This window comes from Nitrospirillum goiasense (assembly GCF_034427435.1).
Classification (GTDB): Bacteria; Pseudomonadota; Alphaproteobacteria; order Azospirillales; family Azospirillaceae; genus Nitrospirillum.
Genome location: NZ_JAXQNP010000003.1, coordinates 597,107 through 611,661, shown reverse-complemented (window position 1 = coordinate 611,661; position 14,555 = coordinate 597,107). Strand labels below are relative to the sequence as shown.

Annotated in this window: 12 protein-coding genes; 6 read left to right on the top strand and 6 right to left on the bottom strand. The window is 68.5% G+C overall.

Going from position 1 to position 14,555, the window contains the following annotated elements:
- Window positions 1-45: 45 nt before the first annotated feature.
- The 4 genes from ULB03_RS17085 (at window position 46) to ULB03_RS17070 (ending at window position 6,410) form a co-directional block, all read left to right on the top strand.
- On the top strand, window positions 46-1,089 hold the full coding sequence (locus tag ULB03_RS17085) for an NAD(P)-binding protein (protein ID WP_322484330.1): 1,044 nt from the start codon (window positions 46-48) through the stop codon (window positions 1,087-1,089).
- On the top strand, window positions 1,050-1,964 hold the full coding sequence (locus ULB03_RS17080; RefSeq protein WP_322485220.1) for a GMC family oxidoreductase: 915 nt from the start codon (window positions 1,050-1,052) through the stop codon (window positions 1,962-1,964). Before ULB03_RS17085 ends, ULB03_RS17080 begins: the two co-directional genes overlap by 40 nt.
- 18 nt (window positions 1,965-1,982) lie before the next feature.
- A complete protein-coding gene (locus ULB03_RS17075; protein WP_322484329.1) occupies window positions 1,983-4,955 on the top strand; it encodes a patatin-like phospholipase family protein in 2,973 nt (990 codons plus the stop codon).
- Between the two features lie 147 nt (window positions 4,956-5,102).
- A complete protein-coding gene (locus ULB03_RS17070; protein ID WP_322484328.1) occupies window positions 5,103-6,410 on the top strand; it encodes an NRAMP family divalent metal transporter in 1,308 nt (435 codons plus the stop codon).
- A 3-nt stretch (window positions 6,411-6,413) separates the two neighbouring features.
- Here ULB03_RS17070 and sugE read toward each other — a convergent pair whose 3' ends face one another.
- A complete protein-coding gene (gene sugE, locus ULB03_RS17065; protein ID WP_322485219.1) occupies window positions 6,414-6,731 on the bottom strand; it encodes a quaternary ammonium compound efflux SMR transporter SugE in 318 nt (105 codons plus the stop codon).
- A 206-nt stretch (window positions 6,732-6,937) separates the two neighbouring features.
- On the opposite strand from sugE, the gene ULB03_RS17060 reads away from it, so the two are divergent.
- On the top strand, window positions 6,938-8,068 hold the full coding sequence (locus ULB03_RS17060) for a hypothetical protein (protein WP_322484327.1): 1,131 nt from the start codon (window positions 6,938-6,940) through the stop codon (window positions 8,066-8,068).
- Window positions 8,069-8,075: 7 nt separating this feature from the next.
- Here the strand turns inward: ULB03_RS17060 and ULB03_RS17055 are convergent, their stop codons facing one another.
- Genes ULB03_RS17055 through cysG form a run of 5 tightly spaced genes read right to left on the bottom strand, consistent with a single transcriptional unit; the run spans window position 8,076 to window position 12,806 of the window.
- Window positions 8,076-8,792, bottom strand: a complete 717-nt coding sequence (locus ULB03_RS17055; protein WP_322484326.1) for a phosphoadenylyl-sulfate reductase — start codon at window positions 8,790-8,792, stop codon at window positions 8,076-8,078.
- A complete protein-coding gene (locus ULB03_RS17050; RefSeq protein WP_322484325.1) occupies window positions 8,789-9,301 on the bottom strand; it encodes a DUF934 domain-containing protein in 513 nt (170 codons plus the stop codon). The genes ULB03_RS17055 and ULB03_RS17050 overlap by 4 nt, the downstream gene beginning before the upstream one ends.
- A complete protein-coding gene (locus ULB03_RS17045) occupies window positions 9,288-11,009 on the bottom strand; it encodes a nitrite/sulfite reductase (protein WP_322484324.1) in 1,722 nt (573 codons plus the stop codon). The genes ULB03_RS17050 and ULB03_RS17045 overlap by 14 nt, the downstream gene beginning before the upstream one ends.
- A gap of 53 nt (window positions 11,010-11,062) precedes the next feature.
- Window positions 11,063-11,365 carry a DUF2849 domain-containing protein gene (locus tag ULB03_RS17040; RefSeq protein WP_322484323.1) on the bottom strand — a complete coding sequence of 101 codons (303 nt, stop codon included), beginning with the start codon at window positions 11,363-11,365 and terminating at the stop codon, window positions 11,063-11,065.
- 4 nt (window positions 11,366-11,369) lie between these two features.
- Window positions 11,370-12,806, bottom strand: coding sequence for a siroheme synthase CysG (gene cysG / locus ULB03_RS17035; RefSeq protein WP_322484322.1), 1,437 nt, complete (start codon window positions 12,804-12,806; stop codon window positions 11,370-11,372).
- 578 nt (window positions 12,807-13,384) lie between these two features.
- Between cysG and ULB03_RS17030 the strand changes: the two genes are divergently transcribed.
- A complete protein-coding gene (locus ULB03_RS17030) occupies window positions 13,385-14,392 on the top strand; it encodes a sulfate ABC transporter substrate-binding protein (RefSeq protein ID WP_322484321.1) in 1,008 nt (335 codons plus the stop codon).
- Window positions 14,393-14,555 lie beyond the last annotated feature (163 nt).

Sequence of the window (14,555 nt, the reverse complement as noted above, 5' to 3'; positions counted from 1 at the left end):
GGCGGCAATTCCACGGCCAGGCACGGGGGATAGGCTATGGCAAACGTGAGCGACACGTCCGCTGAGTATGATTTCATCGTCGTCGGCTCGGGCGCCGGCGGCGGCACGGTGGCGGCCCGCCTGGCGGAGGCGGGGTATTCCGTGCTGGTGCTGGAGGCGGGGGGCGACCCGCGCAAGAGCCAGGGCGGCGACCCCGCCTATCCCGACGACAACCGCCTGCCGGACGATTACGACGTGCCGGTGTTCCACCCCTTCGCGTCCGAGAACACCGGCATGCGCTGGGACTTCTTCGTGCGCCACTACACCTCGCAGGCGGCGCAGACGGCGGACCCGAAATACGTCGAGGATTTCGAGGGCAAGCCCGTCAACGGCATCCTCTACCCCCGGTCCGGCACCCTGGGCGGCTGCACGGCCCACAACGCCCAGATCATCGTCTATCCCAACAATGAGGATTGGCAGTTCATCGCCGACCTCACCGGGGATTCCAGTTGGCAGCCCAAGGCCATGCGCCGCCTGTTCAACAAGCTGGAGAACTGCCATTACCGCTGGCCCTATCGCCTGCTGTATTGGCTGAGCTTCGGGCTCATCAATCCCACGGGCCACGGCTTCCGCGGCTGGCTGCACACCCAGAAGGCCATCCCCCTGCAGGCATTGGGCGACAAGCCCCTGATCCAGGGGCTGCTGGATTGCGCCAAGGCGGTGCTGCGGCGGGAACCCAACTCCGACCAGGGCTTCGAATGGCTGCTGGAGGGGCAGGGCGACCCCAACGACGTGCGCCTGGTGAATGCCGACGCCTTCGGCCTGCGCTACGTGCCCCTGTCCAACCATAACCACACCCGCACCGGCACGCGCGAACGCCTGCTGGACGTGGCGGCCCGCCATCCCGACCGGCTGCACATCGAACTGGACGCCCTGGCCACGCGCGTGCTGTTCGATGACGATAAACGCGCCATTGGGGTGGAATACCTCAAGGGTGAACGGCTGTACGCCGCCGCCTACAACCAGGCGCCCGGGGGGAGCGCCGCGCCGTCCACGCCAAGCGCGAGGTCATCCTGTCGGGTGGCGCCTTCAACACCCCGCAGTTGCTGATGCTGTCCGGCATCGGGCCGAAGGAGACGCTGGCCAAGTTCGACATCCCCATCCTGGTCGACCTGCCCGGCGTGGGCCGCAACATGCAGGACCGGTACGAGGTGGGCGTGGTCAATGAGATGACCGAGGACTGGGAGGTGCTGAAGGGCGCCAAGTTCGCCCCCGGCGACCCCCAGTACAAGCAGTGGAAGGACAGCCGCGAGGGGGTCTACACCACCAACGGTGCCGTGCTGGCGGTGACCAAGCGCTCCTTCCCCGAACGGCCCATGCCGGACCTGTTCTGCTTCGGCCTGCTGGGCCTTTTCCGGGGCTATTTCCCGGGATACTCGGCCCTGTTCCCGGCGCATCTGAACATGCTGACCTGGGCCATCCTGAAGGCCCACACCCTGAACCGCGGCGGCGAGGTCACCCTGCGCTCCGCCGATCCGCGCGACACCCCCTCCATCAACTTCCATTACTTCGAGGAAGGCACGGACAAGGAGGGGCAGGACCTGGACAGCGTGGTGGAGGGCATCCGCTTCGTGCGCGCGGTCACCCGCAAGCTGTACGACCAGGGCATCGCCAAGCGGGAGCTGCTGCCCGGACCCGAGGTCCAGACGGATGAGCAGCTGAAAACCTTCGTGCGCGACCAGGCCTGGGGGCACCATGCCTCCTGCACCTGCGCCATCGGCAGCGCCACGGGGGGTGGCGTGCTGTCCAGCGACTTCCGCGTCCATGGCGTGACGGGGCTGCGGGTGGTCGACGCCTCCGTTTTCCCGCGCATCCCCGGCTACTTCATCGTCAGCGCCGTCTACATGATCGGCGAAAAGGCGGCCGAGGTGATCATCCAGCAAACCCGCCGCACACAGACCCACCGCCGTTCGGCGCGGGCGTGAGAGACCAGGGGCAAACCAATGACCAATCCGCTCAGCACCATCGAGGTCTTGCGCGCCGAGGCCAAGGAAATCCATGGCGACCACGCGCTCGACGGGGTGCAGGACGACCAGCTCAACCTGGGGCTCAACGCCCTGGAATCCACCGCCCTCTGCCTGTCGGGCGGCGGCATCCGCAGCGCCACCTTCGCCCTGGGCATCATCCAGGCGCTGGCGGCGCGGCCCCGGCCCTGCAAGGACTTCCGCCTGCCGGCGCCGGACAAGGCGCTGCTGGGGCAGTTCAACTACCTGTCCACCGTGTCGGGCGGCGGCTACATCGGCAGCTGGCTGTCGGCCTGGCTTTCCCGCCAGCCCTATGCCGACGTGCTGCCGCAGCTCAACACGCGCGGCCATGAGGTCAGCGCGGTGGAGCCGACGGCCATCGGCGACCTGCGCCGCGACAGCAACTACCTGACGCCCAAGGTGGGCCTGGTCTCCGCCGACACCTGGGCGGCCGCGGCCATGATCCTGCGCAACCTGGTGCTGAACTGGGTGCTGCTGATCCCCCTGTTCCTGCTGAGCCTGGTGGTGGTGAAGCTGGCGGCGGTGGGCGTGGCCTGGCTGCCCCATCCCTTCGGCGACCAAAAATACGGCCTGGCGCTGGCCATCCTTGCGGCCATTTCCCTGGTCCTGGTCCTTACAGGCTTGCGCTTCACCTTGCGCAGCATGCGGCTCAGCGGCACGGCCAGCGCCACCCAGGAACAGTTCCTCTGGGGCAACCTCCTGCCCATGTTCCTGGGCGGGGTCGCGTGGACCGGGGCGCTGGACACCACCATCGGCTATCAACTGCTGATCGTGACGCCGCTGGCCGACCTGCTGGTCTTGGGCGGGCTGTTCGGGGTGGTGGTCTACGGCGCCGCCCAGGTCGTCACCCTCTTGACCACGGGTGAGTTCTTCAGCGCCCTGCTGGACCTTGGCCGCTGGGCGCGGCTGAAGCACCGCACGACTTGGGGCTGGCTGGTGGCCGGCTTCGCCTACGGCGCCTTCCTGGGGTTTGGCGCCCACCTGCTGGGCTCCGGCGGGGATGCGCCCTTGCGGCTGTTGCTGCTGCTGATGTTCGCCACCCCCTGGCTGCTGCTGTCGCAGCTGGTGGCGGAAACCTGCTACGTGGCCCTGACCAGCAACACGCCCCGCTCGGACGAGCAGCGGGAGTGGTTCGCCCGCTCCGCCGGCTGGTACCTGGCGGTTTGCCTGGCCTGGATCGCCGGCGTGGCGCTGGCCCTGCTGGGATCGTGGACGGCGGGGCAGGTGGAACGGGGGGCCGATGCCCTGTTCGAGTGGCTGGTGGCCGGCGGCGGCGCCACGGCGGTGATCGGCTGGCTGACGGGCGCCAGCGGCCGCACCACGGCCCAGCCCTCCACCCAGGCGCCCAACCGCAGCCCGGTGGCCCTGCTCTACAGCGTGGTGGCCAGCCTGGCGGCGCCCCTGTTCTTCGCCCTGCTGCTGGTGGTCGGCTCCGCCGTCATCGACCTGGTGGTGTTGCGCGACTCCCTGTTCACCTACCTCATCTCCTACGGCAACTACGTGCCGTGGCCCGACAGCACCGGATCGGTGCTGTTCCAGGGCATGGCGGAGCCGCAGGACCGCAGCATGGTGGTGCCGCTGCTGCTCATCGCCGCCGCCATCCTGGGCGCCATCGCCTGGTTCGCGTCGAAATACATCAACATCAACCGCTTCTCCCTGCACGGCCTGTATCGCAACCGGCTGGTCCGGGCCTTCCTGGGGGCCTCGCACATCGGGCGCAAGCCCGACCGCTTCACCGGCTTCGACATGGACGACAACCCGCCCATGGCGGCGCTGTGGCCCAAGGACCGGGCCCGGCGCACGGGCGACCAGTGGCGGCCTTTCCATGTGCTGACCACCACGCTGAACATCGTGTCCACCCGGAACCTGGCGTGGCAGCAGCGCAAGGCCATGCCCTTCACCATCAGCCCCCTGCACAGCGGGGCGGCGTCGCTGTGCCCCTTGCTGGACCAGCCGGGCGGCACGCTGGCCACCTACCGCGGCGCCTATCGCCCATCTTCCAAGTACGGCGGCGCTTCGCACAGCGGACGCCAGTGGATCCTGTGGCCCTTCCTGTGGCGCAAGGTGCGCCTCCCGGTGGAGGAGGATGAGCAGAACACCGGCATCACGCTGGGCACGGCCATGGCCATTTCCGGCGCCGCCGTGAACCCCAACATGGGCTATCACTCCTCCCCCACCGTGTCCTTGCTGCTGACCCTGCTGAACGTGCGGTTGGGCTGGTGGCTGGGCAATCCGTCGCCGGCGGGCGACACGTCCTGGTACCGCAACGGCCCGCCCACGGCGGCCCTGCCGCTGGTCAAGGACGCCTTCGGCCTGACCACCGACACGCAGCCGTATGTCAACCTGTCGGATGGCGGCCATTTCGAGAACCTGGGGCTGTATGAGATGGTGCGGCGCCGCTGCCGCTACATCGTGATCAGCGACGCCGGCTGCGACCCGACCTTCACCTACAGTGACCTGGGCGACACGGTGCGCAAGATCGGCATCGACTTCGGCATCCCCGTCCGCTTCCATGACCTGCAGGCCATGAAGCCGCGCCCCGCCAACCCGGCGGAGGTGCTGGCCGACGTGCCCTATCACGCCATGGGCGTCATCGACTACGCCATCGTCGACGGGCCGGCGGCCAAGCCGGGCATCATCCTGTACGTCAAGGCCAGCTTCCATAACTGCGACGAAAGCGCGGGGGTCAAGGCCTATGCCAACAGCCACCCCACCTTCCCGCACGAGTCCACCACCGACCAGTGGTTCTCCGAAAGCCAGTTCGAAAGCTATCGGTCGCTAGGCTTCGAGATCATGGACAGCATCCTGGCGGAGGCCCAGGGCTGCGCCACCGATCTCGCCACCCTGAAGCAGATCCTGGACCGCCTGGCCGAGCCCGCGCTGAAAGAGGCGTGTGACGAGTGTGATCCGCCGGTCATCGCTGGCGCGTGAGGACGCGGAGCTTGGCCATGGCCCCGGATCAGCGCACCTTGGTCTGAACGGAACAAGGTATCGCCCTTGCATCTTTAGGGGCGGGGATGGGCCGCACGGTAGGCGGGTGGCCCATCCCGGCTTCGACACTGAGCGGGGAGGCACGCCTTGGACACGCTGGAGCCGGAGTCGGCGCCATCCGCAACCGCGACCGGCCCGCGCAAGCCCCATACAATTTGGCAGTGTCTGGGCCCCGGACTGGTCACCGGCGCCTCCGACGACGACCCCAGCGGCATCGCCACATATTCCCAGGCGGGCGCCCAGTTCGGCTATGGCTTGGCCTGGACCCTGGTGCTGACCTATCCGCTGATGGCGGCCATCCAGGAGATCAGCGCCCGGATCGGCCGGGTGACCGGCCATGGCATCGCCGGCAACCTGCGCCGGCATTATCCGCCCCTGACCATCAACGCCATCGTTTTCCTGCTGGTGGCGGCCAACGTGGTCAACATCGGTGCCGACCTGGGCGCCATGGCGGCCGCGCTGGGCCTGCTGATCGGCGGGCCGCAGTGGCTGTACGTCATCGCCTTTGGCGCGGCGTCGGCGGCCTTGCAGATCCTGGTGCCCTATTGCCGTTATGTCTCCATCCTGAAATGGCTGACCCTGTCCCTGTTCGCCTATGTCGCCACCGTGCTGGTGGTGCCCATCCCGTGGGGGGAACTGGGGCTGGCCATCGTGCGGCCGCACATCGCCTGGACCGCCGACTATCTCGTGGCGGTGGTGGCCGTCTTCGGCACCACCATCAGCCCCTACCTGTTCTTCTGGCAGGCCGACCAGGAGGTGGAGGAGGAAAAGGGCGACCCCGCCGCCCAACCCCTGAAAAAGGCGCCGCAGCAAGGGCCGGAGGAACTGCGCCGCATCCGCCTCGACACCTATATCGGCATGCTGCTGTCCAACGGCGTGGCGCTGTTCATCATCATCACCACGGCCGCCACCCTGCACACCCATGGCGTCACCGACATCCAGACCTCCTCGCAGGCGGCGGAGGCGTTGCGGCCCATCGCCGGCACCTTCGCCTTCGCCATCTTCGCCCTGGGCATCATCGGCACCGGCCTGCTGGCCCTGCCGGTGCTGGCGGGATCAGCGGCCTATGCGCTGGGCGAGGCGCGGCGCTGGCCGGTGGGCCTGGCGCGACCCTGGAACAAGGCCAAGGCCTTCTACGGCGCCATCCTGGCCGCCATGGCCGTGGGCTCGGTCATGAACGTCATCGACATGGACCCGGTGAAAGCCCTGTTCTGGAGCGCCGTGGTCAACGGCCTGGTGGCCGTGCCGGTCATCGTCATGATGATGCGCATGGCGACCAAGCGCGAGATCATGGGCGAGTTCGTGTTGCCGCCGGCCTTGCGCGCCCTGGGCTGGGCGTGCATGGCCGCCATGGCGGTGGTCGATACTGCCATGGTGGTCACCTGGGTGATGTGAGACTCACCCGTGCGCCAGCTTCAGCCCGGCGATGCCGGCCACGATCAGGCCGATGCAGGCCAGGCGCAGGGCCGTCGCCGGCTCGTTGAACAGGACGATGCCGGCGACGACCGTGCCCAGGGTCCCGATCCCCGTCCACACCGCGTAGGCCGTGCCCAGCGGCAGGGCGCGCAGGGCCAGGCCCAACATGCCGAGGCTGATGCCCATGGCGGCGAGGGTGAGGATGGACGGGATGGGGCGGGTGAAGCCCTCGGTGTACTTCAGGCCCACGGCCCAGCCCACTTCGGACAGGCCGGCCAGCAGCAACCATAGCCAGGCCATGGCGGTTCTCCGGTGGGTGTAAAAGGCCGGGGTCGTCCCCGGCCGGGAAAGCATGGCGGCCCGCTCCTGGAATGCCAAGATCATAAAAAAGAGAAAGACTTTATTGCGTCATATCTCTTTAATTGAGGTCTTGGAGTGGGGAGGGGGCGGCCATGACCGACGGAACGAACGCAAACGGGACCGCTGCGGCGCCCGCGGTGATCGAAATGGATGCGCGTGACCACCAGCGGTGGGAGGAATGGCAGGATGACGTGCGCGTCATGCTGAGCTATGCCGCCGGCCGCGGCCTGGTGCTGGAGCGGGCCGTGATCGACGCGGCGGTGCGCGTCACCGCCATCCCGCCGGAGCGGTTGAGCCTGGAGGATAAGCAGGCGCTGTGGGTGGCCTACCAGGCCTTGTCGGTGGTGATCGCCCCGGCCACCAGCGCCAGCCTGCGCCATCTGCGGGAATTCCGCCGCGACATGGGCCTGGCCGGCTGGTGGCATTCGCTGACCCGGGCTGGGCTGGTGCAACGAACCATCCGCAGCGGCGTCGCCTGGCTGGTGGGCGTGGCGCTGCTGACGGCCATCGTGCAGATACACGCCGCCAACGGCACCAACCTCCTGACCCAGACCGGTGTGCGCAAACTGCTGTTCATCGAGGGCGCGGCGGCGCAGCGACCCATGGACGACGCGGCCACCGCTGGCGGCGGTTCCGCCCAGGCGGCCGTCGAAGAGCCCCTGGTCCAGCTGCGGCGGCATGCGGCGGCGCAGTTGCTGGCGCCGTGGATCTGTCATCCGCTGTCCCGGGTCGTCACGCTCAGCTTTGACGCCCACGGCTATTGCCAGCGGCGGGAGACGGTCTCGACGGTTTCGCCGCCGGCGCCCGTAGCCGCCTCCTTGGAGGACCCCGATACCATCCTGCTGCACACGGTGGAATTGGCCTGGAGCGCTGGTACGGCACTGACCCTCTACGTCCTGCCGGCCCTGTTCGGCCTGCTGGGCGCCTGCGCCTATATCGCCCGGGTGCTGACGGACGCGGTGGTCAACGCCTCCCTCCTGCCGCAGCTCGGCTTTCGCATGGTGCTGCGCCGGGCGCTGGGCCTGACCCTGGGGCTATCGACCGGGCTGTTTTACAAGAGCGTGGTCGCCACCATCGAGCCCACGGCCTCGGCCCAAATCTCCCTGCTGGGCGCCGCCTTCCTGGCGGGCTACAGCGTGGAGGCGGTGTTCACCATGTTCGATTCCGCCGTCGACAAGCTGCGCGACGTGTTCAAGCCCCGCGACGCCAACCCACGCTCTGCCGCCGTTGGGCCCGCCGCCCATAGACAGGCCGCCCCCAAGGTGGCGGAGGGCTGAGCCGGGTTCAGGGTGAGGGGGCCGCCACGGCGGGCAGCGGCAGGTGGATACCGCATTCCGTCTTGCCCAGGCCGGCCCAGCGGCCGGACCGCCCATCGTCGCCGGCGGCGACGCGGTCGGTGCAGGGCATGCAGCCGATGGACAGATAGCCGTCGGCCTCCAGCGGGTGACGGGGCAGGTCATGGCGGTCCAGGTAGGCCACCAGATCGTCGCGGCCCCAGTCCGCCAGCGGATTGATCTTCAGCCGGCCCTCGGCCGCCTCGATGGTCACCAGATCGGCGCGCGTGGCCGCCTGGAACCGCTTGCGGCCGGTGATCCAGGCGCTGAAGCCCTCCAGCGCGCGGTTCAGCGGTTCCACCTTGCGGAAGCGGCAGCAGGCGTCCGGGTTGGTGCGCCACAGCAGGCCGTCGGCATCGTGGGCGGCCACATCCTCGGGCAGCGGCTTGATCTCGCGGGCATCGGTCAGGCCCAGCTTGGCCACCAGCTCCCGGCGATAGCGCAGGGTCTCGCCGAACAGCTTGCCGGTGTTCAGGAAAAGGACGGGCGTGGCCGGGTCGATCGCCGCCACCATGTGCAGCAGCACGGCGGATTCCGCCCCGAAGGAGGAGACCAGCGCGATCTCTCCCTTCAGGTCCCGCGTCAGCAGGGGTTCCAGCAGCGCCGGGCCCGTCAGGCCGGCGTAGGTCCGGGCCAGATCGGCCGCCCGGTCGCCCACCCCGGTCACGCCGCATGCTCCGTCGTCTTGTGGCGCGCCAGGCGCGCCATCGACAGGGGGCCGGCCACCGACACCTGATAGGCGGTGCCAATCTCGGTCAGCGCGTGGGCCCACAGGGCCGGGTCGCGGCCTTCCGGAATTTCCACCTGGGTCACGCCGCAGCGGACCAGGAACAGGTATTGGTCCGGCAGGGTGTGGCCGGTGGCACGGATGACGCCGCGATAGCCCAGATGCTCCCGCAGCTCGCGGGCGATGGTGAAGCCGCGGCCGTCGCGGAACTTGGGGAAGTCCAGCGCCACCAGGGCGAAATCCGCCAAATCGTCCGCGATATCCTTGGGGTGCTGGTTGCTGGCCAGCCAGATGCCCAGGCCGCCGTTGCGGCCCACCAGGCTGGCGCGGTCCTTGTGGAAGCGGGCCAAGCTGACGATGACGGGCACGTCCGCCGCCGGCAGGGCGTCGTCGTCACCCAGGCGTACCCAGGCGTCGTCGACCAGTTTCCCGGAGTCAATGAGAGGCATAGACCTTGTCCTTGAACGGGGTGTGACCGATGCGGGCCAGGGTGTCGAGGAAGCGTTCCCCGTCCTGGCGCTGTTCCAGATAAACGCCGACCACGGACTCGATGGCGTCCACCGTCTCGTCCGCCGACAGGGCCGGGCCCATGATGTCGCCGATGGCGCCCACCTCGGCCGCAGAGCCCCCCAGCGTCAGCTGGTAGGCCTCCACACCCTTCTTATCGACGCCCAGGATGCCGATGTGGCCGACATGGTGATGGCCACAGGCATTTATGCAACCACTGATTTTAATTTTCAATTCGCCTATGTCGTGCTGCCGGTCCAGGTCGGCGAATCTTTCGGATATACGCTGGGCCAGGGGGATGGAGCGGGCGTTGGCCAGGGCGCAGTAGTCCAGGCCGGGGCAGGCGATGATGTCGGTGATCAGGCCGGAATTGGCCTCGCCGAAGCCGATGGCCGACAGCGCCTTCCACAAGGCCGGCAAGTCGTCCTGGCGGACATGGGCCAGCACCAGGTTTTGCTCATGCGTCACGCGGATTTCGCCGAAGCTGTAGCGGTCAGCCAGGTCGGCGATGGCGTCCATCTGGTCCGCCGACACGTCGCCCGGGATGCCGCCCGCCGGCTTCAGCGTGATGGTGGCGATGGCGTAGCCGGGCTGGCGGTGGGCGGCGACGTTGGTGCGGACCCAGCGGTTGAAGGCCTGGTCCTCCAGCCGCGCGCGGGCCAGCACGCCGGAAATGGGCTCCAGCACTTCATAAGGCTGGCTGGCGAAGCGGGCGCGGATGCCGTCGATGATGGCTGGTTCCAGCCGGTATTCGGCCACCGGCATGCGGGCGAACTCGGCCTCCACCTCATCGCGGAAGGCGTCGATGCCCAGTTCATGCACCAGGATCTTGATGCGCGCCTTGTAGATGTTGTCGCGCCGGCCATAGGCGTTGTAGACGCGCAAGGTCGCCTCAAGATAGGCGATCAGTTGATCTTCCGGCAGCCAGTCGCGCAGCTTCTTGGCGATGAAGGGCGTGCGGCCCAGGCCGCCGCCGACATAGACCTCAAATCCCACATTACCATCCGCGTCGCGCTTGGCGATCAGGCCCACGTCGTGGATGCAGATGGCGGCGCGGTCGGCGCTGCTGCCGGTGATGGCGATCTTGAACTTGCGCGGCAGGAACGAGAATTCCGGGTGCAGCGTCGACCATTGCCGCAGCACCTCGGCATAATGGCGGGGGTCCACCACCTCGTCGCTGGCGACACCGGCGAACTGGTCCGAGGTCACGTTGCGGATGCAGTTGCCGCTGGTCTGGATGGCGTGCAGGTCCACCTCCGCCAGCAGGTCCAGGATGGCCGGCACATCGACCAGCTTGATCCAGTTGAACTGCAGGTTCTGGCGGGTGGTGAAGTGGCCGAAGCCCTTGTCGTACTGCCGGGCGATGCGGCCGAACTGGCGCACCTGGCGGCTGGTCAGCACGCCATAGGGCACGGCGACGCGCAGCATGTAGGCGTGCAGCTGCAGGTACAGGCCGTTCATCAGGCGCAGCGGCTTGAACTCGTCCTCGGTCAGCTCACCAGCCAGGCGGCGCGCCACTTGGCGACGGAATTGCTCCACCCGCTGCCTCAGGAAATCGCGGTCCACCTGGTCGTAGTGGTAGATGCCGGCATGGCTGGGCAGGCCGTTGGCGGGTGGGTCGATCTGGCGGGCGGCGGCGGTGGGGCTCATGACGGCAAGCTCGATGTGGTCTTAATTCATGCGGGAATGAGGGGGCGCCGGCGTTACGCCGCCGTGGGGATGGCGTCGATACTGGGGCCGGCGGCGCGGATCCATTCCCGTGTCTTCAGGGGGCGGGGGCCATCACCCTCCACCACCACGTCCACGGCGTAGGGCTCCACCACCTCCTGCCGGGCGGCGGAGGCGCGGGCGATGCCCAGGGCTGTTTCCACGCCGGCCGTGTCCGCCTGCACCTGGGCGTCCGCGATGCGGGTCGACCAGTCGCCGGCGGCGGTCAGCCAGACGACGGCGCCGTCCTGCAGGCGGTTGGCGGTGACGACCTTGGGGGCGTCGGTAACGCGGGCCATGGGACTATCCTCTCGAGACGGCGGCTTTGAAACCCGTGTCCGGGGTCGTGTCCGCATCGCGGCCCGGAACGGGAAGGGTGGTGAGAATATCGGCGGCGATCTTGGCGGGGTCGGCCAGGGTCACGACCTTCCCCACCAGGATCAGGGCGGGCCCGGTCAGGCCGGCGGCCAGGGCGCCCAGGCGGTCCAGCGTGCCGACGATCAGGGTCTGGTCCGGCCGGGTGCCATTCTCGATCACCGCGACCGGGGTGTCGGGCGCCTTGCCGGCGGCGATCAGGCGATCAGCCACCAGGCCGGCCTTGCTGAGGCCCATATAGATGGCCAGGGTGTGGTCCAGGCGCGCCAGCGCCGTCCAGTCGATGGCCGGTTCCGACGGCGCCCCATCGGAACCCGGCCCGCCGTGCGCGGCGCCGTGGGCGGTCACCAGGGTGATACCCTGGGCCAGGCCGCGGTGGGTCAGAGGGATGCCGGTGGCGGCGGCGCAGCCGGCGGCGGCGGTGATGCCGGGCACCAGTTCCACCGCCACGCCGGCGGCGCGCAGCACCGCCATCTCCTCACCCCCCCGGCCGAAGACGAAGGGGTCGCCGCCTTTCAGGCGCACCACGCGGTGGCCGGCCTTGGCCTCGCGCACCAGGATGGCGTTGATCTCGTCCTGGCTGACGGTGTGGCAGGACTTGGCCTTGCCGACGTAGATGCGCCGGGCGTCGCGGCGCACATAGTCCAGGATGCGGTCGTCGACCAGCTTGTCGTGCACCAGGACGTCGGCGTTCTGCAGCACGCGCAGGGCCCGCAGGGTCAGCAAATCCGGGTCGCCGGGGCCGGCGCCCACCAGGGCGACGGATCCGCCCTCGGCCGTGTCGCCCGCGTTTCCGCCATCCGTGTTCAGGGCTTTCACCAGCTGCTCATGCGCGCCGGCCTCGTCCCCCGCCAGGAAGCGCTGGGCGATGGGGCCGTCGATGACCCGTTCCCAAAAGCGGCGGCGCGCCGTCTCATCCGATTTCACGGCGCGGACGGCGCCGCGGAAGCTGTCCAGGAAGGTGGCCAGGCGGCCCAGGCCGGGTTCCAGCGCCGCCTCGATGCGGGCGCGCAGTCGGCGGGCCAGGACGGGGGAGGTGCCGTTGGTGGAGATGGCCACCGTGATCGGGCCCCGGTCGATGATGGCGGGCATGATGAAGGTGGACAGGTGCGGCCGGTCGGGCACGTTGACCAGCAGGCCCCGCGCCCGGGCCAGGGCGGCGACCTTGGCGGCCTCGTCCTCATCCTCGCCGGCGGCGAACACCAGGGTCGCGCCGTCCAGGTCGTCGGGGACGAAGGGGCGACGGCGCACCTCGGCGGCCAAGGCGACCAGGTCCGGATGCACGTCCGCCGCCACCACCACCAAGCGGGCGCCTCGGCCTTCGGCGCCGGACCCGGCCACCAGGCGCGCCTTGCGCAGGGCCAATTCCCCCCACCGACGATCAGCGCCGTCTGGCCGGTCAGCGTCAGGAACAGGGGGAAGGCGGAGGACATTGTACAAAATCACCATGTGAAAGCATTGATGTTCTCTCGTAATGTGTTCGTAAACAGCAAATTTGTCGAGGTTGAAGCGGGGGCGCCCCCATGGGCGGCGGTGGCGTGTGGCGCGGCCGCCACAAGCGGCGCGGTTATGGAAAACCACGGTATGTCAATGGACTGAGGGTGTCCGGGCGCTTCGGTGGCCCGCCGGCCGGTGCCCTGTCGCAATACTGCCATGCAGCGGGTCGGTGTGATGGCTGGATTATTTTACGCAACGGAAGCGGTTAATTCGCCGCGATATAGGCAAAGCCTTGGCTTGGCAGTGGCTTGAGACGCCAGGTTATCAGCGCGCCTCATAATAACATCAATGAACTGTTATTAATGTTTCAGTTGACACAGATTGCGGTGTCGTTTGTCATGGGCGGCAACAACACGGAAGGGGTGCGCCATCCTGTCACAGGGGCGCCTTCGCTCCGCCAGGGGTGGGCCACCGGGCCCGGCCCGAACGCTTGAGGGGGATACCGAATGCATCGCAGAACACTGTTGACCGCCATGGCGGGTGCCGCCGGCGTGGCCATGCTGGGGTCGGTGCGCGCCCGCTCCGCCTCGCAGTTGCTGAACGTGTCCTATGACCCGACACGCGAATTCTACAAGGAATATAACGACCTGTTCGCCAAGGAGTGGGCCAAGGCGGCGGGTGGCGACCAGGTCAGCGTCAACACCTCCCACGGCGGGTCGGGCAAGCAGGCCCGCGCCGTCATCGATGGGCTGGAGGCCGACGTGGTCACCCTGGCGCTGGCCTACGACATCGACGCCATCGTCGAGAATGGCGGCCTGATCAACAAGGATTGGCAGAAGCGCCTGCCCTATAACTCCACGCCCTACACCAGCACCATCGTGTTCCTGGTGCGCAAGGGCAACCCCAAGGGCATCAAGGACTGGCCGGACCTGCTGAAGCCGGGGGTGGAGGTCATCACCCCCAACCCCAAGACGTCCGGCGGCGCCCGCTGGAACTACCTGGCGGCCTGGGGCTATGCCCGCGCCAAGGGCGGTGACGCGGCGGCCCGCGACTTTATCAAGGCGCTGTTCAAGAAGGTGCCGGTGCTGGACACCGGGGCCCGTGGCGCCACCACCACCTTCGTGCAGCGCGGCCTGGGCGATGTGCTGCTGGCCTGGGAGAACGAGGCTTACCTGGCCATTCAAGAACTGGGCCCGGGCGAGTTCGAGCTGGTGACCCCGTCGGTCTCCGTCCTGGCGGAGCCGCCGGTGGCGGTGGTGGACAAGGTGGTGGACCGCCACGGCACCCGCCGGGTGGCGGAAGCCTACCTGCAGACGCTGTACACCCAGCCGGCGCAGATCCTGGCCACCAAGCACTTCTACCGCCCGCGCGATCCCGTGGTGCTGCAAGAGGTGGTGAACAAGTTCGCCAAGGTGGAGCTGTTCGACATCTCCACCTTCGGCGGCTGGCACGACGCCCACAAGGCCCACTTCGCCGACGGCGGCAGCTTCGACCAGCTGTACCAGCCGGGCTGAGGCCGGTCCCATCAGTCCGGTGCCAAATGCGCCGCCGTCCGGGATGCCGGGCGGCGGCGTTTGGCATTTAGGTGTAGAGGCCGCCGCGCCTCTTCCGCATCCCACCGTCCCAACGGTACTGTCGCGGGCATAAAGCCGGACGCGGCAAAAAGGGAGGGGATGG